A 23,877-nucleotide genomic window follows, 5' to 3' on the forward strand; every position below is an offset into this window, starting at 1 on the left:
GTGGTTAGCCGTCCGGATGTGTCGATTGCCATAACCAGCCATTTTTGCTGTGTTTTTAGCCACTTTTTCACGGTTCTTCCTGTGGATTATGCGTTTAGCAGATAAACATTGCTGAATTTAATCATTAGACAGAAGAGTGAGAATCACCGCCGCTTAGCGTGAAAAGTTATATCTAATGTCCATTTAGTTATTTGAATTATATTCATGACTGATTATTATCGTTTGGACTTCCATACTGCTAAACCGCCAAACGGAAAAGTAACGCAATGATCGTTCTCAGGAATATTTCTAAGATTTTCGACCAGGGAAAGGCGTCGATTACCGCCGTGGACAGCGTCAATCTGTCGGTTGAGCAGGGGCAAATTTACGGGATTATCGGCTACAGCGGCGCCGGAAAAAGTACGCTGATTCGTTTGCTGAATGGTCTGGAAAAACCGACTTCCGGCAGCGTAGTGATAAACGGCCAGGACATCTCGGCGGCAAAAGGTGAGCAGTTGCGCCAGGCCCGGCTGAAAATCAGTATGGTCTTCCAGCATTTCAACCTGTTGTGGTCGCGTACGGTGGCGGAAAACATCGCCTTTTCTATGCAGATTGCCGGTGCGCCAAAAGCGAAAATTAAGGCGCGTGTGGCGGAACTGATCGAGCTGGTGGGGCTGACTGGACGCGAAAATGCTTACCCGTCGCAACTGAGCGGTGGGCAAAAGCAGCGTGTGGGGATTGCCCGTGCGCTGGCAAACAATCCGGATGTGCTGCTTTGCGATGAGGCGACTTCAGCGCTGGATCCGCAGACGACCGATCAAATTCTCGATCTGCTTCTGGATATTAACCGTCGTTTCAGGCTGACGATTGTGCTTATCACCCATGAAATGCATGTGGTGCGCAAAATCTGTGACCGCGTGGCGGTGATGGAAAACGGTAGCGTGGTGGAAGAGGGGGATGTGATTAGCGTTTTCACGCATCCGCAGCAGCCGATCACCCGTCAGTTTGTCCGCCAGATTAGCCAGTATGAGGAAGCTGAGTTTAATCCTGATCTGAACGCGGATCTCGACGGTACCGTGATCAAGCTGACTTTCACCGGGCACAACACGCATCAACCGGTGGTGGGTGAACTGACGCTGCGCTACGGCCTGCCGTTCAATATTTTGCATGGAAAAATGACCCAAACCGCGCATGGCGTGTTTGGGCAACTGTGGGTGCATGTCGTCGCCACAGAGGAACAGGTAAACAATATCCTCGCGGATTTACGCCATAGCGATATTGAAGGCGAGGTGATCACGCATGCTTGAGACAGTATTTCCGCATCTGAAACTGGCCCAGCTTTGGGCGGCAACGCAAGAGACGCTGTACATGACGGCACTCTCTGGCGCGGCAACCTTTGTATTAGGGATCATTCTGGGGCTGGCGCTGTTTTTAACCGCCCGCGGCGGGTTATTTCAAAACCGCGCGCTCTATAGCGTGATTTCGATTGTGGTGAACGTGTTCCGCTCTATTCCGTTCATCATCCTCATCGTTCTGTTGATTCCGTTCACCAAAACGATTGTCGGCACCATTCTCGGGGCGAACGCCGCGCTGCCCGCGCTGATTGTCGGAGCCGCGCCGTTTTACGCTCGCCTGGTGGAGATTGCCCTGCGTGAGGTGGATAAAGGGGTTATCGAGGCGACCCGTTCGATGGGGGCACGCCTTAGTACACTGATTTTTCGGGTTTTACTGCCTGAATCATCGCCTGCACTGGTTTCCGGTATCACGGTGACGCTGATTGCTCTGGTGAGCTACAGCGCCATGGCCGGGGTTATCGGTGCGGGTGGCTTAGGAAATCTGGCTTATCTGGAAGGATTCCAGCGCAACCACGGCGACGTCACGCTGGTGGCGACAGTGACCATCTTGATCATTGTCTTCATCATCCAGTTCTGCGGCGACGCAATAACTTCTCTGTTAGATAAACGCTAATTTACCCGTCGTACTTCAGGTTGCATGTGCGCTGGCAAAGTTTGTTCACCCCTGTCACTTACCTCAGTAAGCTCCAGGGGGGCACGCTCTTGCCCACTTCCTGCAACCAGAATTACTTAGGTTAAAACAATAATGGAAACCAACATCATGAAAAAAACACTGACACTGATTGCCGCCATGACTTTGGGTGCGATGAGCTTCTCCTCCTGGGCTGACAAACTGACCGTTGGCGCGTCCAACGTGCCGCACGCTGAAATTCTGGAGCAGGCGAAACCGATCCTGGCGAAGCAAGGCATCGATCTGGAGATCAAACCGTTCCAGGACTACATTCTGCCGAACACCGCGCTGGCTGGCCGTGAAATCGACGCTAACTATTTCCAGCACATTCCGTACCTGAACAGCGTACTGAAAGACCACGCGGGTGATAAAACGTATGATTTCGTCAGCGCAGGTGCGATTCATATTGAGCCGATTGGTATCTACTCCAAAAAATACAAATCGCTGAAAGATCTGCCGCAGGGCGGCAAAATCATCATGCGTGATGCGGTGTCTGAGGAAGGTCGTATTCTCTCTATCTTCGAAAAAGAGGGCGTTATCAAGCTGAAACCGGGCGTGGATAAAGTGTCTGCACGTATCAGCGATATCGTTGAGAACCCGAAAAAACTGCAATTCCAGCCGAATGTCGAAGCTGCGCTGCTGCCGCAGATGTATAACAACGATGAAGGTGACGCGGTCGTTATCAACGCCAACTACGCCATTGATGCTGGCCTGGATCCGGTACATGACCCGATTGCCGTAGAGAGCGGTGAAAACAACCCGTATGCCAACATCATTACCGTACACCGTGGCGATGAGAAGAAAAAAGACATCGTAGCGCTGGTTAACGTTCTGCATTCTAAAGAGATTCAGGACTGGATCCGCACCAAATACAAAGGTGCTGTTATTCCGGTAAACAACTGATTCTTGCTGTTTCGGTGCGGCGGGCTTGCCCGTCGCACCGCCTTCCCTCGACTCTGTTCCTGCCCCCCTGTGTGATGAATCTCACCAATTTTAAACAATTGCGATAATACTTGATAACAACGTACTACTATTGCCTGGGTCAATTTGCGCTGAGGTAGAAATGAAAGATGTCGTTATCGTGGCTGCGGTTCGCACGCCTATCGGCTGTTTTCAGGGGGCGCTATCGCACCATTCTGCCGTTGAACTGGGAAGTTATGTCGTTCAGGCGCTTCTTGATCGCAGCGGGATTCACCCCCAGACCGTTGATGAAGTTATTTTAGGCCAGGTGCTTACCGCCGGTGCCGGGCAAAACCCTGCCCGCCAGTCGGCGATTAAAGGCGGGCTGCCGATGACTGTCTCGGCTATCACTATTAATGATGTGTGTGGGTCCGGGCTTAAAGCGCTGCATCTGGCGTCGCAGGCGATTCAATGCGGTGAAGCCGATGTGGTGATTGCAGGCGGACAAGAGAACATGAGCCGGGCTCCCCATGTGCTGACCGACAGCCGAACCGGGGCGCGTCTGGGCAATAGCCAACTTATCGACAGCCTGGTCCACGATGGATTATGGGATGCCTTCAACGATTACCATATGGGCGTAACTGCAGAAAATCTGGCGCGGGAGTATGGCATCAGCCGTGCCCACCAGGACGACTGGGCGCTCCGCTCCCAGCAAAAGGCGCGCGCTGCTATCGATTCCGGGCGTTTTCGCGATGAAATCGTGCCGGTGAAAGCTGTGTCCAGCGACGGGCGGCCACTTTTGGTCGATACCGATGAGCAGCCGCGTACCGACGCCAGCGCAGAAGGGCTGGCCAGACTCTCCCCGGCTTTCGAATTGACGGGGTCTGTCACGGCGGGGAATGCCTCGTCCATTAATGACGGCGCCGCCGCCGTGATGATGATGAGCGAAGCCAAAGCGCAGGAATTGAATTTGCCGGTGATGGCGCGTATCCGTGCCTTTGCCAGCGTGGGCGTCGATCCCGCCCTGATGGGTATTGCGCCGGTGTATGCCACCCGACGTTGCCTTGAGCGCGTGGGCTGGCACCTGGATGACGTCGACCTGATTGAGGCTAATGAAGCCTACGCCGCACAGGCGCTGTCTGTCGGTAAAGTGCTGGAGTGGGATGAAAAGCGGGTCAATGTGAACGGCGGTGCGATTGCGCTCGGCCATCCTATCGGCGCATCCGGCTGCCGTATTCTGGTCTCTCTGGTGCATGAAATGAAAAAACGCAATGCCCGTAAAGGGCTGGCGACGTTATGTATCGGTGGCGGTCAGGGGGTGGCGCTGGCGATAGAACGTGACTGAGTCTTTCTTGCCGATAACGTCCCTTTCCTCCTAAAAAAAAGCCCTCCGTCAAGGAGGGCAAGGCCAGTTACAGAAACACTAACTCAAACGTCCCCGGGCAACGCGCTGCGCTACCCTGTTGTTTCTTTGTCGATACTTCCCTGGTGTATACGCATTCATTTTCACGCTGTTATACACGCCATCAACATTTCAAAAATTCGGTGTTAATTTATCAAAACATCGTTTTACTTTGTGTGACAGCCTGCGCAGTTTAAAAGAAAATGCAGCACATAGCACCCTAAAAAAATGATGGCGTAGCGATATGAAAAAAGATCTTAGATTTCACGCAGTAAAAATGCCGACAGGCTGTTAAAACGTCAAGATGGTATTAACTGTTTGTTTGATATAATTAAATTCTTTTCGCTCACCCCAGAAGTCGCCCACCTCATTCGCACCAATGTCAGGCGTTCGTGATCGCAACTACAGTTTTAGAAATATATTACGGAAAAAATGAAACGTTGTTTTATATAAGATTGAAAACGTGTTTTAGCCGGGATAAGATGTGCGCATACTGCAAAACGGAACGTTTTTTATCCGCTCCGTTACCTGCGATTTGAATGAAATATTGACTGCGGAGGTAAAGGTGGACGTAAGACAAAGCATCCACAGTGCGCATGCGAAAACGCTGGATACCCAGGGACTGCGCAATGAATTTCTGGTTGAGAAGGTATTTGTTAATGACGAATACACCATGGTGTACAGCCACATCGACCGTATCATCGTCGGAGGCATTAAGCCGGTAGCCAAAACCGTCTCTGTCGGCGGCGAAGTAGGCAAGCAACTGGGTGTCAGCTATTTTCTTGAACGCCGTGAGCTGGGCGTTATCAATATCGGTGGCCCCGGTACCATCACCGTTGATGGGCAGTGCTATGAAATCGGCCATCGCGATGCGCTGTATATCGGCAAAGGGGCGAAAGAGGTGGTTTTCGCCAGCGTCGATACCGCAACCCCCGCAAAGTTCTACTATAACTGCGCCCCGGCACATACGACTTACCCGACCAAAAAAGTGACGCCTGCGGATGTGTCTCCGGTCACGCTGGGTGACAACCTCACCAGCAACCGTCGCACCATCAACAAATACTTCGTACCGGACGTACTGGAAACCTGCCAGTTGAGCATGGGGTTGACTGAACTGGCGCCGGGTAATCTGTGGAACACCATGCCGTGCCATACCCATGAACGCCGTATGGAAGTTTACTTCTATTTCAATATGGATGAAGACGCGTGCGTGTTCCACATGATGGGGCAGCCGCAGGAGACTCGCCATATCGTGATGCACAACGAACAAGCGGTTATTTCGCCGAGCTGGTCAATCCACTCAGGCGTGGGGACGAAGGCGTATACCTTTATCTGGGGTATGGTCGGTGAAAACCAGGTCTTTGATGACATGGACCACGTCGCGGTTAAAGATCTGCGCTAAGCACCGAAGGCATAACGAAAATATGCCTGCGGCTGCAGGCGCTGAAAGATTAAGGAACAAACATGATTCTGGATGCATTCTCTCTTCAAGGTAAAGTGGCTGTCGTTTCCGGGTGTGATACCGGTCTGGGCCAGGGCATGGCGCTGGGTCTGGCGGAAGCGGGCTGCGATATCGTGGGCATCAACATTGTTGAACCGACCGAAACTATTGAGCGCGTCACCGCGCTGGGTCGTCGTTTCCTGAGCCTGACGGCTGATCTGCGTAAAATCGACGGCATCCCGGCGCTGCTGGATCGCGCGGTGGCCGAGTTCGGCAAAATTGACATTCTGGTCAACAACGCAGGCCTGATTCGTCGCGAAGACGCGATCAATTTTAGCGAGCAGGACTGGGATGACGTGATGAACCTGAACATCAAAAGCGTCTTCTTTATGTCCCAGGCGGCGGCGAAACACTTTATCGCTCAGGGCAATGGCGGCAAGATCATTAACATCGCCTCCATGCTCTCCTTCCAGGGCGGCATCCGCGTACCGTCTTACACCGCGTCCAAAAGCGGCGTAATGGGCGTGACCCGTCTGCTGGCGAACGAATGGGCGAAACACAACATCAACGTCAACGCCATCGCACCGGGCTATATGGCCACCAACAACACCCAGCAGCTGCGTGCTGACGAAGAGCGTAGCGCGGCTATCCTCGAGCGTATCCCGGCGGGCCGCTGGGGGCTGCCGAGCGACCTGATGGGGCCGATTGTGTTCCTGTCCTCCAGCGCATCTGACTACATCAATGGTTATACCGTTGCTGTCGACGGCGGCTGGCTGGCACGTTAATTTGCCCGATACCGTTCTTATTTGAACGGTAATAAAAAAACCAGTCAGTGATAATCTGACTGGCTTTTTATTTTGTTTCCCGTGTCATAAATACGGCTCAGGGCATCGGCGGCACATCCACCATTTCTGTATTTTCTGTTGGATCAGAGCTGACCGCCAAATAATGTATTATATTCAGCATTGTTTTTTTTGCTTATCACTCAGATATCAGTAATTCAAGGTTCCGGCAGTATAGGATCATGCTCGGATCGCCACGTATAATAATCCCCTTCTGATATATTATCTTTAATCTGTAGCGCAATCTTCAAACCTTTTTCTTTTTGTGCAGGGCTAAGCCCTTTTTCTTTGAGTTTGACACGTATAGTTTTATTAAAATGGTCGAAGATTTCTTCGTTTTCTGATTCAGAACGGTATTAGTCAGCGTATTTTTGTTGATAATTCCGATAGCTCATTTGAGCGATTAAAGACCATGCATATGCCTGTTCCAGATTCTGTTCTATACCAGCACCATAAAGATAAAATTCACTGATTCTTATCTGAGCATATTGTGAGCCATGGAGCGCGCTCATTTTATAGGCAGAAAAACTTTCCATCAGTTCTTCCTGGGATAAGTTAGTAACTCTGTCTTGCAGTGAATTTAGTTCGCTAAAGTAGCTGTTTTTGAATGCGAATCCGGATGGAAAAAGTATGTTATCCGCTAATGATGAATGTTCATGGTAACCTCCCTCAATAGCATATCGCATATACCGGATAAGCTTATTGCGGTTTTCATGCGTTAATGGATTAAATTTTGTGTAGGTTGTACCTGCTGTCCATTTAAGTCTTCCGGTAGCTAGTCTGGCAGCCAGGGGATAACGCCTTTCAGCCAGTGTGGTAATAAATTCGCTGTAATCCATATTAAATATATCAGGGCGTTTAAGACGATGCCCATAGCGATTAACGATACGGTGTGCATTTTGTTTGTAGAAGTCTTCCAGAAAAGCGTTGTCGTTAACGAGAAACTGAATACGTGCATATTGAATCATCGCATTTTTATCACCCTGCCAGGCATGTATAATAAGGTTTATCAAATTTTCATCACTTTCAATTATATGTGTTTCTGGCGTTATGGCGTTTCGTTGCATTATCCATGAATGTTTCACTGTCCATAATTCAGACCTGGGAAGGAGTGATGGTGTTATAGAACAAGCTATATCAATTGCACCATCATGTGCAGAGTTAATAAGTAGAGTTATAACCACCAGGAATAATGAGCGTGTTGATGTCATGGATTGCGGCCTGTTGTTGATTTTTCATTATATATAACGAGAATAGCCTTAATTCAGGGCATCGGCGGCACATCCTCCATTTCTTCTTCCCAGATGCGATAATCCACGTCGGAAAATCCAGGGTTAATTCTCCCGGCGAGAGATTCACCCAGCTTAATTTTCTCATCAGTTGCAGTGGACAATATTAACGGTTGCAGAACGGTTTTGTTATAGTTATTCAGGTGAGCTTGTCCACTGTTATATTTATAATAATCTTCGTTTCTTATTTTGATGAAATTCAGAAAGTTGTCTCTCGCGATTAATGACCAGGCCCAGGCCTGCGTAATGTCCTGGGATACGCTAATTCCATAGTAGTGGAACTCGGCCATTTTAATCTGGGCATAAAGTGAGCCTTGCAGGGCGCACTTTTTATATGCAAGGTAACTGTCCTCCAGCTCATTTGGCGATAAATTGGGGATCCTGTCCTGTAGGGTATGAATCTGTGTGTGATTACTGTCTTTATAGTCAAAGCCGCTGGCAAAAAGTATCGCACTGGCAAGTGATAAATGATAACGGAATCCGCCTTTAATGGCATAGCGGGTGTAGTGTATTAACTTTTCACGGTTTTCTGGTGTCAATGGATTATGAATTGCTCCTGTTTCTCCGGCACTCCACAGGAATCGTCCCAAAATAAACACTGCTGCCAGGGGATACTCCATATCTGCCAGTTTGAGAATAAGATCTCGGTAGTGTAAATCCAGTATATCCGGCCGTCTGAGAGGCCTGCCATGCTGGTCAACGATTTTATGCCTGTTTTCCCAGATAAAATCCTCCACAATGGGGTCACCAAAGAGCTCAAACTGAATCATCGCATAGTTGATCAGGGCGTTTTTATCCCACTGCCAGGCCTGGCGGATTAATGCCAGCATTGCATCGTCGTCATCAATACTGGGATGCTCTTGCGTAATGGCTTTGGCTGTTATCTTTTGAGAGTGTTTAACCGTCCACAAAGCCTCTTGCGGTAACATGGCGGTCTTAACGGAATAATCCCTGGGGCGGTTTTTATAGCAATAAAATGCGAGCAGTAAAATAACCGTTAGCCACACAATTGTCCGCAGGGAAAAAAAACGTTTCCGGCAATGACTCATCGTGTTATCTGAGCCTCCTTTCAGATAAAATTAAGATCATCATCATTAAACTGATCCTGTGCCACTTTTCTGTCAATTTTCTCTCCATTTCTGTATTTTCTGCAGGGCCAGAGTTGACCACCAAATAGTGTTTTATATTCAACGTCATTAGAAAAACGGTCTTTTATGGCATCCCCTGATTTATATCCCCATAACACAAGTTCGTTCATTCCCAACACGTCTATCGCGATTTTATCATTGACTGTGGCCCGGTATTTCCAGTCTTGTGGCTGCGGACCATAATTGAAGGAAGCATAAACCATCTGACCAATAACATAAGCTGATTGGCACCTGGAAAAGTCACGGGCAATGCACTCTTCACTGTTCCTCTCTGTTAATCTATCATTTTCAAAACGCCCTGAGCGGCAGCTGTGCAGGACCAGGTGTCCTAGTTCTGGGCTCCATCTCAGCTTTTCGAGAGACTGGATAACGGTTTTATTAATATGCTCCCCATCCCGGATTCTTATTTGATCAGGGTCGCTATGCGCAAAAATATGGATTTCATGCAGCTCATAGGTGTACATTCCCGATTTGTTACGTAATTGCAGGTCATTAAAGATACTTGTCCAGATATCTTTAAATTCCTGTTGGCTTCTGAATATTTTAGGTGTCGGAATCACACTCTCAGGGGCTTTCTCCAGAAGTCGTTTTCTTTTAAACTCTGCGGCTTTCAGCATTTCCGCGCCGCCGTGTCCGCCGTACGCAATCATCACATCATATCTTTTGGTTTGAGTGATTTTTACCTGATGCACATGCACTGCCCCGTTCGGATCCATCGGGCGAGTATTGGCATGGCTAATGTTGTCAATTTCAGGCATTTCATTATTCCTTAATGATGATAACTGTCCGGTGATCGGCTGCAGCCAGTGAATAAGCTAACCGATAATCGTGCCAGCTTAAGTGCGGATAAGGGTAGAAGCTGAAAAATCAGAATTCATAAAGTGAATTAACCTCTATATACGGTTTGCATCCGTCCCTCAAGATACCTTGAAACTCGCCCCTGAGTTTGCTTGACTGAGTGCTTACTCAGAGGGAGAGGCATAATGAAAACGATTGGACTGCTGGGCGGCATGAGCTGGGAATCCACCATTCCGTATTACCGCCTGATTAATGAAAGGGTGAAGGAGAAATTGGGTGGCCTGCACTCCGCCAGCCTGTTGCTCCACAGTGTGGATTTCCACGAGATTGAAGAGTGCCAGCGCAGCGGCGAATGGGAAAAGGCCGGGGATATTCTGGCGGATGCGGCTATTGGCCTGCAAAACGCCGGTGCGCAGGGCATCATGCTCTGTACGAACACCATGCATAAAATCGCCGGGCAGATTGAAGCGCGCATCGATGTGCCGTTTTTGCATATTGCCGATGCCACCGGGCGAGCAATTGTGGCGCAGAAACAGTCCAAAGTGGCGCTGCTGGGCACACGCTACACCATGGAGCAGGATTTTTACCGTGGCCGTCTGACCGAAGCGTTTGGCATCGAAACGCTGATCCCGGGGGAGTCAGATCGCGCGCGGGTCAATCAGATTATTTTTGACGAGCTGTGCCTGGGGACGTTTAGCGATGCGTCGCGCACCTATTATGTGAGTCTGATTACCCAACTGGCAGAGCAGGGGGCGCAGGGGGTGATTTTCGGTTGTACCGAAATTGGCCTGCTGGTTTCACAAGATCAGTCGCCAATCCCTGTCTTTGATACTGCCGCGTTGCACGCTGCCGATGCCGTGACCTTTATGCTCTCCTAAACGGCATTGAGTACCGCGTTCAGTGGGCCGGTAATCAGCGGCATCGCCTCCTGCAAATGGCGACTAAATGCGTCGACCAGCGCGGAAGAAGGGCGATGCAGCGGGCGAATCAGGCTTACCGTGAAAGGCACATCGATACTGAAACGACGCACCACCACGCCACTGGCGGCGTAATCGAGCGCGGTCAGTGGGTTGACTACTGAAATGCCGACGCCAGCGCGGACCATCGCGCAGACCGATGCCGCGCTGTGCGTTTCGAGTACCATACGGCGTTTTACCTGATGTTCACTGAACAAAGCATCCAGTAATTGCCGATAGCTGTCGGTACGCGACAGGCTGATGTAATTCTCACCCTGAAAATCCGCAGGGGTAAGCTGCGTTTTATGGGCCAGTCGGTGGTTTTGCGGCAGGACACACACTTCGTTAAAGGTCAGCAGCGGCGTACGCTCGGTACCGGCAGGCGTGCTGACGGTTTCCGTCAGGCCCAAATCATGACGCTGGGCGGAGAGCCACTCCTCCAGTAGCGGCGACTCTTGCGGCACGATATTCAGGCTTACGTCCGGGTAGCGGGCAAGAAAAGGCTGCAACAGCAGCGGTAAAAATGACTGGGAAAAGACCGGCAGGCAGGCGACCGACAGCTCGCCCTGACGAAATTCACGCAGGCTTTCGGCGGCGCTGACAATTCTGTCCAGTCCGTACCAGGATCGCTGTACCTCTTCAAACAGACGCAACCCCTGCACCGTGGGATGCAGGCGCCCGCGCGCGCGTTCAAACAATTTCAACCCCAGCACTTTTTCAAAGCGCGCCAGCTCACGGCTAACGGTAGGCTGCGAGGTATGCAGTAACTGAGCGGCTTCCGTCAGGTTACCGGTAGTCATCACGGCATGAAAAATTTCTATGTGGCGCAGGTTTACGGCGGGCATGGCGGCATCCTGGTAAGCGAATCCATATCATTTTTGCATAGACTCACGATAAAACGATATTTTTTATTCCTCTTTGCCTGTGGCGTAATCATAAAAAACACCGTTCCGGAGTCTCTTATGCCACGCCCACTGACACAAACCACCACTGACCTTAATGCCGCTAACCTGCTGCGGATGCCTGCTGAATTTGGCTGCCCGGTGTGGGTTTACGATGCGCAAATTATTCGCGACCAGATTGCCCGCCTGGCGCAGTTTGATGTGATTCGTTTCGCGCAGAAAGCCTGCTCGAACATTCATATCCTGCGCCTGATGCGTGAGCAGGGCGTGAAGGTGGACTCGGTGTCTTTAGGGGAAATTGAGCGTGCGCTGGCGGCAGGGTACGACCCGAAAAACCATCCGGACGATATTGTCTTTACGGCGGATGTGATTGATGAGGCGACGCTCGCCCGCGTGAGCGAGCTGGGTATCCCGGTTAACGCCGGGTCAGTGGATATGCTGGAACAACTGGGGCAGGTTTCGCCCGGTCACCCGGTCTGGCTGCGCGTTAACCCCGGTTTCGGTCACGGTCACAGCCAGAAAACCAACACCGGCGGCGAAAACAGCAAACACGGCATCTGGTATAGCGACCTGCCGGCCGCGCTGGAAGTGATGCAGCGTTACAACCTGCAACTGGTGGGCATCCATATGCATATCGGTTCCGGGGTCGATTATGGCCACCTTGAGCAGGTATGCGGCGCGATGGTGCGCCAGGTGATTGAATTCGGTCAGGATTTACAGGCTATTTCCGCCGGTGGCGGTCTCTCTATTCCTTATCATGAAGGGGAAGAGGGCGTGGACACGGATCACTATTACAGCCTGTGGAATGCCGCGCGTGAACAGGTGGCGAAACATCTGGGCCACCCGGTAAAACTGGAGATCGAACCGGGACGCTTCCTGGTGGCGGAATCCGGCGTACTGGTCGCTCAGGTACGCAGCGTGAAAGAGATGGGAAGCCGCCACTTTGTGCTGATCGATGCAGGATTTAACGATCTGATGCGCCCGTCCATGTACGGTAGCTATCACCACATCACCGCGCTGGCGGCTGACGGGCGCGATTTAACCACCGCGCCGCGTATCGATACCGTGGTGGCCGGACCGCTGTGTGAGTCTGGCGATGTGTTTACCCAGCAGGAAGGCGGCAAAGTGGAAACCCGCGCGCTGCCTGCCGTGAGGCCGGGGGATTATCTTGTGCTGCACGATACAGGCGCTTATGGTGCGTCCATGTCATCTAATTACAACAGCCGCCCGCTGCTGCCGGAAGTGCTGTTTGATAACGGCGTGGCGCGTCTCATTCGCCGCCGTCAGACAATTGAAGAGCTGCTGGCGCTGGAACAGGTATAAGGCCTGGTACTCTCTCCTGAGGAGCGAGGATATCAGTGATTCTCAAAAGAAGGTGCAGCCGCATCCGTTAATTCCCCGGTGGCACTAACGCTTACCGGGGCTACGGTTGATATGTTCGCTAGCCCGGATCAGGCGTCAGCTTTATCCGGGAAAAATGGCCCGGGGGCGACGGAATCACGCAGTACCAGGGTGCCGGTAAAAGGAGGGATCGCTTCGATCGCCTCTTTGTTGACCAGCCGGACAGCTTGATCGATGGCCGTGGTGATCATGCTCTCAATCGGTAGATAAACCGTCGACAGCCCCGGCTCCAGCCAACGGGCGCTGGGTGCGTCATCGAAACCAAACAGAGAAATGTCCTGCGGAATACGTAGCCCCGCCTGATGCAGCGCCTTTGAAGCCCCCAGTGCCATATCGTCGTTACAGGCAAACAGCGCGCTGACCTTAATGCCCTCGTGTAAGATCTCCTGGCACAGTTCATAACCGCGTGACATGGATGAGTCGCCGTATTTCACTTTGGCCGGATCCCAACAAATACCGTGTTTTTCCAGCGCTTTGCGATATCCCATCAGACGGGCTTTGCCGGTTGGCGTGTGGATGGGGGCGGTGATACAAGCAATATCGTGATGACCCTGGTTCACCAGATAATCCACCGCCTGAAACGCCGCGTCCTGCTGTTCAAAAAAAACGCATTTATCGTGAGCCTGAAACACCTCGCGGTTGATCACGATAAGCGGCATCGGGGTCGTATCAATTAGACGAATAATCTCCTTCTCGCTCATAAAGCGGGTGTAAAGAATGATGGCGTCGCAGCGTCTGTCGGCCAGCATCTGTACGGCCAGTTCTTCACGTTCCGGGGCATCGTGCCCGTCGGTCACAATCAGCTGTTTACCATAGGCTTCCGCCTGGCGTGATGCCTGTTGTAAAAGGCGACCAAAATAGAAACCGTTAAAAGTGGAAACCACCAGGCCAATGTTATTACTGGTGCGTGTTGCCAGCGACTGGGCCAGAAAATTAGGCCGATAACCCAGTTCTTCCATCGCCTGATAAACCCGTTTACGGGTGCTCTCTTTTACCTGACCTGTATCGTTCAACACGCGCGATACCGTAGCCTTGGAGACACCCGCGCGCAGTGAGACATCCAGCATTGTCGCCATGACCTGATCCTGTATCACATGAAGGTCGCTATTTTATCACATTCATCAAAGCGCAGCGGGACGGGGGAGAGACAATAACCGGATCGATCACGCTTTTCATGCAACCCGAAGAAATCCCTGATTTCTCTATGGTGGTATGCCAAATTTGCTGAAAATGGCAAATCTGGAATGCCAGATGCCGTGTTGCGACCTCAATCACAGAACTATTTTCTATCGATAGCTATTTTTGGTATGCCAAAAGGTATTGAGCTGTATACCTGACACGATAAAAGCCCTTTTACTGAGGTACCTCTGATGGCTCTACAGGAAAAGTTAATCGATTCTCTGGGTAGCTTCGCGACCAAATTCAACAGCTATCGCTATATCATGGCGATCAAGGCTTCGTTTATTACCCTGATGCCGGTCATTATCGTCGGCGCCTTCTCCGTGCTTATCTCCAATATGGTGCTGGATCCGAAAAACGGCCTCGCCAGCTTTGATGCGCTGTCGTTTCTGGCAGCGCTTAAGCCGATTACCAGCGCCATCAACTACGCCACGCTCAACTTTTTGAATATCGGTGCGGTATTCCTGATTGGTATTGAGCTTGGGCGTATTAACGGGATCAAAACCCTGTTCCCCGGTTTGCTGGCGGTTATCTGCTTTATCTGCGTGACGCCGACGACGGTGGAAATGCTGGTGGATGGCCAAATGCATGTGGTGAAAGATGTGCTGCTGCGCCAGTTCTCGGATACCCGTAGCCTGTTCCTCGGCATGTTTATCGCGATTCTCTCCGTTGAGATTTACTGCTGGCTGGAAAACCGTGAAGGGCTGAAAATCAAAATGCCGGATACGGTACCGCCTAACGTCTCGGCGTCGTTCTCTGCGTTGATCCCGGCCATTATTACTACCACGGTTATCGCGACATTGGGTTTTGTCTTTCATCAGCTCACTGGCATGTACCTCTATGATGCGGTTTATCAGGTGGTGCAACAGCCGCTGGAACGCGTGGTGCAAAGCCTGCCCGGCATCCTGCTATTGATGTTTGTCGCCCAGCTGTTTTGGGTGATCGGCATTCATGGCAACCAGATGATCAAGCCGATCCGCGAACCCCTGCTGCTTGGCGCGATCACGGTCAACATGAGTGCATTTGAGCAGGGCAAAGAAGTACCCAATATCATCACCATGCCTTTCTGGGATGTGTATATGAGTATTGGCGGTTCCGGTCTGACCATTGGCCTGCTGATCGCAGTGATGATTGCTACCAAACGCAAAGAGATGAAAGAGATCGCCAAGCTCTCCATCGGCCCAGGCATTTTCAATATCAACGAGCCGGTAATATTCGGCATGCCGATCATGCTCAATCCGATCCTCGCGATCCCCTTTATCATCACGCCGCTGGTGACCGGCTCAATCGGCTACTTTGCCACGGTTACCGGTTTCGCCGGCAAAGCCGTGGTGATGGTGCCCTGGACCACGCCGCCGCTGATTAACGCCTGGCTGTCCACCGCCGGTTCGATGGGCGCGGTGGTGACGCAACTGGTCTGCATCCTGGCTTCGATCCTTATTTATCTGCCTTTTGTGAAGATTGCCTCCCGCCGTGCGGAGCAAGCGCAGTTGCAGGCCGAATCCACTGAAATGGCGAAAAATGCGTAAAGGAGCCTGACGTGAGCACGAAAACACTCACCATCCCGCCGACGTTTATCCTTGGTGCGGCGGCGTCAGCCTGGCAAACCGAGGGCTGGAGCGGCAAAAAAGACGGGCAGGATTCATGGCCCGATCTTTGGTACAAAAACGACAGACAGGTCTGGCATGAGGGCTACGGCCCGGCGGTGGCGACTGACTTTTACCACCGTTTTCGTGAAGATGTGCAGCTGATGAAGCAGGCCGGGCTGACGCACTATCGCACCTCTATCAACTGGTCACGCTTTCTGACCGACTATGAAAAAGGTGTCGTGGATGAAGAGTATGCGGCGTATTACGACCAGCTCTTTGACGAGATGGCGCGTAACCGCATTGTGCCGATGATTTGCCTTGAACATTACGAATTGCCCGGTTATCTGCTGGAAACCTACGGCGGCTGGGCGTCGAAAAAAGTCGTTGAACTGTATCTGCTCTACGTCGAAAAGGTTTTTGAACGCTTTCACCAGAAGGTGACACGCTGGTTCACCTTTAACGAGCCCATTGTGGTGCAAACCAGGGTCTATCTGGATGCGTTGCGCTGGCCATATGAGCAGAACACCAGCACCTGGATGCAGTGGAATCACCATAAAAATCTTGCCACAGCGAAAGTGGTGAAGCTATTTCGCGAGAAGGGTTACGTGGGAACCGTGGGCTGCATTCTGAACCCGGAAGTCACCTATCCCCGCTCCCGTGCGCCGCACGACCTGCATGCGGCCGAGATGTACGATCTGTTCTATAACCGCGTGTTCCTCGACCCGATGGTGAAAGGCGCGTATCCGCCGGAACTGTTTGCGGTGCTGGAGAAGCATCAGGTGAGCTGGGACTACACCGAAGAAGAACTGGCGATCATTCGCGACAACACTGTCGATGAGCTCGGGATCAACCTCTATTACCCGCACCGGGTCAAAGCGCCTTCCCGCGCCTGGCATCCGGAGACGCCTTTCCATCCTGCTTATTACTACGAACCTTTTGAGCTGCCGGGCAGGCGCATGAATAAGTCGCGCGGCTGGGAAATCGGGCCGTTTATCATTTATGACATGGCCATGCGGATTAAAAACGAATACGGCAACATCCCGTGGTTTGTGGCGGAAAGCGGGATGGGGGTGGAGAACGAAGGGCAGTTCCGCAATGCCGACGGGGTGATTGAAGACGATTACCGTATTGCGTTTATTGCTGAGCACCTGTACCAGACGCTACGCGCGCGGGAGGATGGCGCCAACTGCCACGGTTATATGCTCTGGGCATTTACTGACAACGTATCGCCAATGAACGCTTTTAAAAATCGCTACGGGCTGGTGGAGATCGATTTGCAACACAACCGCGACAGACGGGCGAAAAAATCGCTCTCCTGGTATCGCCGGTTAAGCGACGAACGCCAGCTTACGGTCTCTTTTGATGATGAATGGAAATAAGGAGCTGTGATGAAACGTATTGTCCTGTGTTGTTCTGCCGGGATGTCTACATCACTGGTAGTCACCAAAATGGAAAAAAACGCCGCCGAGCGCGGTCTGGATCTGAAAATATATGCCATTGCTGAGCAGGCGCTGCGCGATGAATTAGACAGCCACAGCGGCGAGATCATCGCTGTTCTGTTGGGACCGCAGGTGCGCTTTAAGCTTGCGGAAAATAAGAAACTTACCGACCAATACGCTATCCCTATCGATGTGATCGATCCGGTTGCCTATGGCACCTTAAATGGCGCGAAAGTTCTCGATCAGGCACTAAATTTGGTAAGATAGCGCGCCGAAAGGCCGGGGGATCTCCGGCCTGAGCGTTAATCCATATTTATATACCCTGAATAGTTTGGGTTGCAGGAAGCCAACGCACCTTCAACGCGCAATATGATGGGTATAAGCAACAGGTGATATTGTGGAAAAAGCTGTTATCCCGCCGGAAAAAAAACAGTACCAGGAGATTGGCGAAGATTTACGCGCGCAAATAATCCAGGGGCATTACCCCGTGGGATCCCGCCTTCCGCCTGAGCGCAATATTGCCGAAAAGTATGGTGTCAGCCGCACGATAGTCCGCGAAGCGCTCTTAATGCTTGAACTGCAGGGAACCGTCGACATTCGTCAGGGGTCTGGCGTCTATGTGATGCGTATTCCTCAGGAGCATGAAAACGAAGAAGAGCGCTTTCTTAGCAGTGATGTCGGCCCGTTTGAAATATTACAGGCGCGTCAGTTGCTCGAAAGCAACATCGCCGCCTTTGCCGCCAAAATGGCGACGCGGGCGGATATCGATAACCTGCGCCGCATACTGGAACAGGAACAGCGTGCGATTGCCCTGAATGACACCAGCCAGGACAACAGCAAAATGTTTCATTTGGTGCTGGCAGGTGCCTCGCAAAATCAGATGCTGCTGGCAACGGTAGAAAGCGTCTGGCACCACATGGATAGCAGCCCGCTATGGCAGCAGTTCAATGTGCACATTACCAGTCGACCTTATCGCCTGAAATGGCTGGGCGACAGGCAGACGTTGCTCGCGGCGCTGCGCCGTCGCGATGTGATGGGCGCCTGGCAGGCTATGTGGCAGCATCTTGAAAACGTAAAAAAGAGTTTGCTGGAGCTCTCGGACGAAGATGCCCCGGATTTTGACGGCTATCTGTTTGAATCAGTTCCGATTTTTCAGGGGAAATTAATGTGAAAGTGATTCCGTTATACGACGCGCCGCAGCATGCCGAACAGGTGATCGAGTGGCTCTGGCGCGAGTTTGGCGACTCACTGCCGCGCGCGTTCTTCGAAAGCATCATTCAACACAGCCAGACGCCGGGTAGCCTGCCGCTGACCTTTGTGCTGGTGGATGGCGAAACGCTGCTTGGCACCGTCGGGCTGTGGCGTTGCGATTTGATAAGCCGCCAGGATCTGTTCCCGTGGCTGGCGGCGCTCTATGTGGCTGAATCTGCGCGCGGGCAGGGGCTGGCGCGCACATTACAGCAGCATGTGATTGCGTCTGCGCGGGAGATGGGGTTTAGCGAGCTTCATCTTTACTCGGCCTGCCGTGATTTTTATGAGCGCTTTGGCTGGCAGTATATCGGCGACGGCCTTGATTACCCGGACACGACCGTCCACCTCTATCGCTTTACCCTTTAGTTTTCCTGTGGCGTCACGACCGAGTGGCGCCTTACCAGCGTCGGGTTAAAGACATGTGTGACATCCGGAACCGGACGGTTTTCTGCCAGCGCCAGCGCCAGTTCCGCCGCCTGTGTCGCCATCGTCACGATGGGATAGCGCACCGTGGTCAGACGCGGGCGGACATAGCGTGACACCAGCACATCGTCAAAGCCAATCAGAGAGATCTCGTCTGGCACAGTAATGCCATTATCGTTGAGTACTCCCATTGCTCCCGCCGCCATCGAATCGTTATAACAGGCGATAGCCGTAAAATTCTTGCCGCGCCCGAGCAGTTCGGTCATCGCCTGTTCCCCGCCGCTCTCGTCCGGTTCACCGAAGGTGACCAGACGCTCATTACATGGCAGGCCGTTTTCTTTGAGGGCGTCGTAATAGCCCTGCAGACGGTCTTCCGCGTCAGAAATCGCGTGGTTGGAACACAAATAGCCTATCCGGGTATGGCCCTGTTGTATGAGGTGGCGCGTCGCCAGCCAGGCGCCGTAGCGGTCATCAAGCGACACACAGCGCTGTTCGAATCCCGGCAGAATGCGGTTAATCAATACCATTCCGGGGATCTGTTTCATTAACGCGATGAGTTCGGCATCCGGCACCATTTTGGCGTGGACAACCAGTGCCGCGCAGCGGTGGCGAATCAGTTGCTCAATCGCGTTACGTTCTTTTTGCTCATTATGGTAACCATTACCAATAAGCAGAAAATTACCGGTGCTGGAGGCGACCTGCTCAACGGCCTTAACCATCGCGCCAAAAAAAGGGTCAGAAACATCACCCACCACCAGACCGACCGTTTCCGTCGATTGTTGCGCCAGCGCGCGGGCGTTAGCGTTGGGGTGATAGTTCAGACTCTCCATTGCGGTCTGGACCGCCAGTCTTGACGCTTCGCTGGCTTTAGGTGAGTCGTTAATTACGCGCGAGACCGTAGCGACAGAGACACCTGCAAGCCGGGCTACATCTTTTATTGTCGCCATTGAGCACCTTCATTTAGGGGTAAGCGTTTACACACCCACTTATGTTACGGGAATGCGCTGGCTAATCAAGGTTGTCGCCAGCGCACTTTCCACAAACGTGAGCTGGCGCGGCGAAATGACGTGAAAACGTTACATGGAAAATATATCCGCAAATATACAGTTCGAACCTTTAGTTACACTTTGCGAAAGGCTGTTTCTATTGTCTGCTGGAGAAGTAATTGGCCAGATTGCTACAGTAGTTCTCCCAGAGGTATTGATAGGTGAAGTCAACCTGAGGGTTGAACACTTGAATTACACCAACCTGCGCAGATGTGCAGGTTTTTTTTTGCCATTAAGTCAATGTGTAACAAGCAGAATGATTAGAAACACCTCGTTGCACTTAGGCTCATTCGCTTGCTTTTTACCACTGGCGAGCTAACGCGCTGCCAGCCACAATCAAGATCCCAGAGGTATTGATTGGTGATTATTTCGGTACGCATTTCGTACTTAATTTCTTGCACCAACCTGCGCGGATGCGCAGGTTTTTTTTCGCCCGCGTTTTGCCACCCCCCACTTCTCGTGTAATCTGCCACAATTTATGCATAACCTGTCGAATTGACTAACAAAAGGAGTTGAAATGTTATTTGGCTTTTTTCGTGGCCTCTTTCGCGTCCTGTTCCGCGTGCAGCTCACGGGTAATACACAGGCGCTGCATGGCGAGCGCGTGCTGATTGTCCCCAACCATGTCTCCTTTATTGATGGAATTTTGCTGGCGCTCTTTCTTCCTGTTCGTCCGGTCTTTGCGGTTTATACCTCCATCAGCCAGCAGTGGTACATGCGCTGGCTTAAGCCGATCATCGACTTTGTGCCGCTGGATCCGACGAAGCCAATGTCCATCAAACATCTGGTTCGTTTGATTGGCGAAGGGCGGCCGGTAGTGATTTTCCCGGAAGGGCGCATTTCAGTCTCTGGATCGCTGATGAAAATTTACGACGGTGCGGGATTTGTGGCGGCTAAGTCGGCGGCAACGGTCGTGCCGGTCCGTATTGAAGGGGCGGAATTGACCTTTTTCAGCCGCCTGAAAGGACTGGTTAAACAGCGCTTTTTCCCGCGTATTCATCTGCATGTTCTGCCACCAACGCAACTGCCGATGCCGGAAGCGCCGCGTGCCCGCGATCGCCGTAAAATTGCCGGTGAGATGCTGCATCAGATTATGATGGAAGCCCGCATGGCGGTGCGTCCGCGTGAAACCTTATTCGACGCCTTCCTCGCCGCACAATATCGTTATGGCGCGGGAAAGCACTGTGTTGAAGATATCAATTTCACCCCTGACAGCTACCGTAAGCTGCTGACCAAAACGCTGTTTGTCGCCCGTATTCTCGATAAATACACTGCTCAGGGCGAGAAAATCGGCCTGATGTTGCCGAATGCCGGTATCAGCGCTGCGGTAATTTTTGGTGCCATCGCCCGCGGGCGTATTCCGGCGATGATGAATTACACAGCCGGGGTGAAAGGGCTGACCAGCGCCATCACCGCCGCGGAAATTAAAACGGTATTCACGTCGCGGACCTTTATGGACAAAGGGAAGCTCTGGCATCTGCCGGAACAGTTAACCCAGGTGCGCTGGGTCTATCTGGAGGATTTAAAAGGCAGCATCACGCTGGAAGATAAACTGTGGATCTTTAGCCGCGTGCTGATGCCGCATCTGGCGCAGGTGCCGCAAAAACCCGAAGATGCGGCGATCATTCTCTTTACTTCCGGCTCTGAGGGGAACCCGAAAGGGGTGGTCCACAGCCATAAAAGTATTCTGGCAAACGTCGAGCAAATCCGCACCATTGCGGATTTCACCGCCAATGACCGCTTTATGTCGGCGCTGCCGCTGTTCCACTCTTTTGGTCTGACGGTGGGGCTGTTTACGCCGTTGCTGACCGGGGCAGAAGTCTTCCTCTACCCAAGCCCGCTGCACTACCGCATTGTGCCGGAGCTGGTGTACGACCGGAACTGCACCGTGCTGTTCGGTACTTCGACGTTCCTTGGTAACTACGCCCGCTTCGCCAATCCGTATGACTTTTTCCGCCTGCGTTATGTGGTGGCAGGGGCAGAGAAGTTGCAGGACAGCACGCGTCAACTTTGGCAGGACAAATTTGGTCTGCGCATTCTGGAGGGTTACGGGGTAACCGAGTGCGCGCCGGTGGTGTCGATCAACGTGCCGATGGCGGCGAAGCCCGGTACGGTTGGGCGTATTCTGCCCGGAATGGACGCGCGCTTGCTCGAAGTGCCGGGGATTGATGACGGTGGGCGCCTGCAGTTGAAAGGGCCGAACATCATGAATGGCTATCTGCGCGTGGAGAAACCCGGTGTGCTGGAAGCCCCTGCGGCGGAAAATGCCCAGGGTGAGCTGGAAAACGGCTGGTACGACACAGGCGACATCGTGCGCTTTGATGAACAAGGCTATGTGCAAATTCAGGGGCGCGCCAAACGTTTCGCCAAGATTGCGGGTGAGATGATTTCTCTGGAGATGGTCGAGCAACTGGCGCTGGCGGTATCGCCCGAGAAGATGCACGCCACGGCGATCAAATCTGATGCCAGTAAAGGCGAGGCGCTGGTCCTGTTCACGACCGATGAGCAACTGACGCGCGAGAAACTCCAGCAGCAGGCGCGTGCGCAAGGCGTGCCGGAACTGGCGGTTCCGCGTGATATTCGCTTCCTCAAACAGTTGCCGTTACTGGGCAGCGGGAAGCCTGACTTTGTGACGTTAAAAGGCATGGTTGAAGAGGCGGAAACCCAAAATGCATGAGTCAGTACCCACTAACACTTCACTGTGGTCGAAGGGGATGAAAGCGGTCATTGCCGCCCAGTTCCTGTCGGCTTTTGGCGATAATGCGCTGCTCTTCGCCACCCTGGCGCTGTTGAAAGCGGAGTTTTACCCCGACTGGAGTCAACCGATCCTGCAGATGGTGTTTGTGGGCGCTTACATCGTCTTCGCCCCGTTTGTCGGGCAGATCGCCGACAGCTTTCCTAAAGGGCGCGTGATGATGGTTGCCAACGGCCTTAAGCTGCTGGGGGCGGCCAGTATTTGCGTCGGGATTAATCCTTTCATCGGCTATACGCTGGTGGGCATCGGCGCGGCGGCTTATTCGCCGGCGAAGTATGGCATCCTCGGCGAACTGACAACCGGCGACAAACTGGTTAAAGCAAACGGATTGATGGAATCCTCGACGATTGCCGCGATCCTGTTGGGCTCAGTGGCGGGCGGTATTCTGGCTGACTGGCACGTGCTGGCCTCGCTGGGCGTTTGTGCGCTGGTCTATGCGGGCGCGGTGGCAGCAAACCTGATGATCCCAAAACTGGCAGCCGCGCGTCCGGGGCAATCCTGGCGTTTCACCCCGATGACACGCAGTTTTTTCTCTGCCTGTTCTGTGCTGTGGCGCAATGGCGAGACGCGTTTTTCACTGGTCGGCACCAGCTTGTTTTGGGGGGCGGGCGTGACGCTGCGTTTCCTGCTGGTGTTGTGGGTACCGGTGGCTCTGGGCATTACGGATAACGCCACGCCGACCTATCTCAATGCCATGGTGGCGGTGGGGATTGTGGCGGGGGCCGGGCTTGCTGCCCGACTGGTCACGCTTGAGACGGTGGCGCGTTGTATGCCTGCCGGGATCCTGATTGGTGTGGCGGTGACCTTCTTTTCGTTACAACATGCTGTGTTACCGGCATACGGTATTCTGCTGCTTATTGGCATGCTGGGCGGCTTTTTCGTGGTGCCGCTTAATGCGCTGTTGCAGGAGCGCGGCAAGCGTTCTGTGGGCGCCGGTAACGCCATTGCGGTTCAAAATCTCGGTGAGAACACCGCCATGCTGCTGATGCTGGGCCTCTACTCCCTGGCGGTCAAAGTGGGGATACCGGTGGTCGGCGTAGGTGTCGGGTTCGGCGTACTGTTTGCGCTGGCAATCGCGGCACTGTGGATCTGGCAACGCCGCCGCTAAGATG

The 23,877-nt window shown here is 52.6% G+C and carries 21 protein-coding genes; 15 read left to right on the forward strand and 6 right to left on the reverse strand.

Annotated elements, in window-relative coordinates; all coding sequences use genetic code 11:
- Nucleotides 1-266: 266 nt before the first annotated feature.
- From L2097_RS24075 to kduD, 6 genes are all read left to right on the forward strand, one after another.
- Nucleotides 267-1,286 carry a methionine ABC transporter ATP-binding protein gene (locus L2097_RS24075; RefSeq protein WP_250353813.1) on the forward strand — a complete coding sequence of 340 codons (1,020 nt, stop codon included), beginning with the start codon at nt 267-269 and terminating at the stop codon, nt 1,284-1,286.
- Nucleotides 1,279-1,947: a methionine ABC transporter permease gene (locus L2097_RS24080; protein ID WP_047369015.1), complete on the forward strand. Its 669-nt coding sequence runs from the start codon at nt 1,279-1,281 to the stop codon at nt 1,945-1,947. The genes L2097_RS24075 and L2097_RS24080 overlap by 8 nt, the downstream gene beginning before the upstream one ends.
- Nucleotides 1,948-2,094: 147 nt before the next feature.
- Nucleotides 2,095-2,907, forward strand: a complete 813-nt coding sequence (locus L2097_RS24085; protein WP_039077131.1) for a MetQ/NlpA family ABC transporter substrate-binding protein — start codon at nt 2,095-2,097, stop codon at nt 2,905-2,907.
- Nucleotides 2,908-3,067: 160 nt separating this feature from the next.
- Nucleotides 3,068-4,249 (forward strand): acetyl-CoA C-acetyltransferase, encoded by a 1,182-nt coding sequence (locus L2097_RS24090; protein WP_085006739.1) that lies wholly within the window; start codon nt 3,068-3,070, stop codon nt 4,247-4,249.
- A gap of 622 nt (nt 4,250-4,871) precedes the next feature.
- Nucleotides 4,872-5,708: a 5-dehydro-4-deoxy-D-glucuronate isomerase gene (gene kduI / locus L2097_RS24095; RefSeq protein ID WP_250353814.1), complete on the forward strand. Its 837-nt coding sequence runs from the start codon at nt 4,872-4,874 to the stop codon at nt 5,706-5,708.
- Between the two features lie 62 nt (nt 5,709-5,770).
- A complete protein-coding gene (gene kduD / locus L2097_RS24100; protein ID WP_047369017.1) occupies nt 5,771-6,532 on the forward strand; it encodes a 2-dehydro-3-deoxy-D-gluconate 5-dehydrogenase KduD in 762 nt (253 codons plus the stop codon).
- A gap of 413 nt (nt 6,533-6,945) precedes the next feature.
- Here kduD and L2097_RS24105 read toward each other — a convergent pair whose 3' ends face one another.
- The 3 genes from L2097_RS24105 to L2097_RS24115 are packed head-to-tail and all read right to left on the reverse strand — an operon-like array spanning nt 6,946 to nt 9,784.
- A complete protein-coding gene (locus tag L2097_RS24105; protein WP_250353815.1) occupies nt 6,946-7,800 on the reverse strand; it encodes an SEL1-like repeat protein in 855 nt (284 codons plus the stop codon).
- Nucleotides 7,801-7,853: 53 nt separating this feature from the next.
- The gene (locus L2097_RS24110) at nt 7,854-8,927 is read right to left on the reverse strand and encodes a hypothetical protein (RefSeq protein ID WP_250353816.1); all 1,074 of its coding nucleotides are present in this window, start codon (nt 8,925-8,927) and stop codon (nt 7,854-7,856) included.
- Nucleotides 8,928-8,947: 20 nt separating this feature from the next.
- Nucleotides 8,948-9,784 carry a hypothetical protein gene (locus L2097_RS24115; RefSeq protein ID WP_250353817.1) on the reverse strand — a complete coding sequence of 279 codons (837 nt, stop codon included), beginning with the start codon at nt 9,782-9,784 and terminating at the stop codon, nt 8,948-8,950.
- 225 nt (nt 9,785-10,009) lie between these two features.
- Between L2097_RS24115 and L2097_RS24120 the strand changes: the two genes are divergently transcribed.
- Nucleotides 10,010-10,702: an aspartate/glutamate racemase gene (locus L2097_RS24120; protein WP_250353818.1), complete on the forward strand. Its 693-nt coding sequence runs from the start codon at nt 10,010-10,012 to the stop codon at nt 10,700-10,702.
- Here the strand turns inward: L2097_RS24120 and L2097_RS24125 are convergent.
- Nucleotides 10,699-11,625 (reverse strand): LysR family transcriptional regulator, encoded by a 927-nt coding sequence (locus L2097_RS24125; protein ID WP_142517637.1) that lies wholly within the window; start codon nt 11,623-11,625, stop codon nt 10,699-10,701. The genes L2097_RS24120 and L2097_RS24125 overlap by 4 nt on opposite strands.
- A 117-nt stretch (nt 11,626-11,742) precedes the next feature.
- Between L2097_RS24125 and lysA the strand changes: the two genes are divergently transcribed.
- Complete coding sequence (lysA, locus tag L2097_RS24130) at nt 11,743-13,005, forward strand: diaminopimelate decarboxylase (RefSeq protein ID WP_250353819.1); 1,263 nt, start codon at nt 11,743-11,745, stop codon at nt 13,003-13,005.
- 128 nt (nt 13,006-13,133) lie between these two features.
- Here lysA and L2097_RS24135 read toward each other — a convergent pair whose 3' ends face one another.
- On the reverse strand, nt 13,134-14,159 hold the full coding sequence (locus L2097_RS24135; protein ID WP_250353820.1) for a LacI family DNA-binding transcriptional regulator: 1,026 nt from the start codon (nt 14,157-14,159) through the stop codon (nt 13,134-13,136).
- A gap of 294 nt (nt 14,160-14,453) precedes the next feature.
- On the opposite strand from L2097_RS24135, the gene L2097_RS24140 reads away from it, so the two are divergent.
- The 5 genes from L2097_RS24140 to L2097_RS24160 all read left to right on the forward strand — a co-directional run bounded on the left by L2097_RS24140 (nt 14,454) and on the right by L2097_RS24160 (nt 18,907).
- Nucleotides 14,454-15,791, forward strand: a complete 1,338-nt coding sequence (locus L2097_RS24140) for a PTS sugar transporter subunit IIC (RefSeq protein ID WP_047369024.1) — start codon at nt 14,454-14,456, stop codon at nt 15,789-15,791.
- 11 nt (nt 15,792-15,802) lie between these two features.
- Nucleotides 15,803-17,230 carry a glycoside hydrolase family 1 protein gene (locus L2097_RS24145; protein WP_085006744.1) on the forward strand — a complete coding sequence of 476 codons (1,428 nt, stop codon included), beginning with the start codon at nt 15,803-15,805 and terminating at the stop codon, nt 17,228-17,230.
- Nucleotides 17,231-17,239: 9 nt separating this feature from the next.
- Nucleotides 17,240-17,557: a PTS sugar transporter subunit IIB gene (locus tag L2097_RS24150; RefSeq protein WP_047369026.1), complete on the forward strand. Its 318-nt coding sequence runs from the start codon at nt 17,240-17,242 to the stop codon at nt 17,555-17,557.
- A gap of 130 nt (nt 17,558-17,687) precedes the next feature.
- Nucleotides 17,688-18,461, forward strand: a complete 774-nt coding sequence (locus tag L2097_RS24155) for a GntR family transcriptional regulator (protein WP_039077118.1) — start codon at nt 17,688-17,690, stop codon at nt 18,459-18,461.
- Nucleotides 18,458-18,907 (forward strand): GNAT family N-acetyltransferase, encoded by a 450-nt coding sequence (locus tag L2097_RS24160; protein WP_047369027.1) that lies wholly within the window; start codon nt 18,458-18,460, stop codon nt 18,905-18,907. The genes L2097_RS24155 and L2097_RS24160 overlap by 4 nt, the downstream gene beginning before the upstream one ends.
- Here L2097_RS24160 and galR read toward each other — a convergent pair.
- Entirely contained in the window at nt 18,904-19,911 is a 1,008-nt protein-coding gene (gene galR / locus L2097_RS24165) for an HTH-type transcriptional regulator GalR (protein WP_047369028.1), read from the reverse strand. The genes L2097_RS24160 and galR overlap by 4 nt on opposite strands.
- Before the next feature lie 616 nt (nt 19,912-20,527).
- Between galR and aas the strand changes: the two genes are divergently transcribed.
- Nucleotides 20,528-22,687, forward strand: a complete 2,160-nt coding sequence (gene aas, locus L2097_RS24170) for a bifunctional acyl-ACP--phospholipid O-acyltransferase/long-chain-fatty-acid--ACP ligase (protein WP_250353821.1) — start codon at nt 20,528-20,530, stop codon at nt 22,685-22,687.
- Nucleotides 22,680-23,873 carry a lysophospholipid transporter LplT gene (gene lplT / locus L2097_RS24175; protein ID WP_250353822.1) on the forward strand — a complete coding sequence of 398 codons (1,194 nt, stop codon included), beginning with the start codon at nt 22,680-22,682 and terminating at the stop codon, nt 23,871-23,873. Before aas ends, lplT begins: the two co-directional genes overlap by 8 nt.
- Nucleotides 23,874-23,877: the final 4 nt, after the last annotated feature.

The organism is Citrobacter sp. MNAZ 1397, from assembly GCF_023613995.1.
Classification (GTDB): domain Bacteria; phylum Pseudomonadota; class Gammaproteobacteria; order Enterobacterales; family Enterobacteriaceae; genus Phytobacter; species Phytobacter ursingii.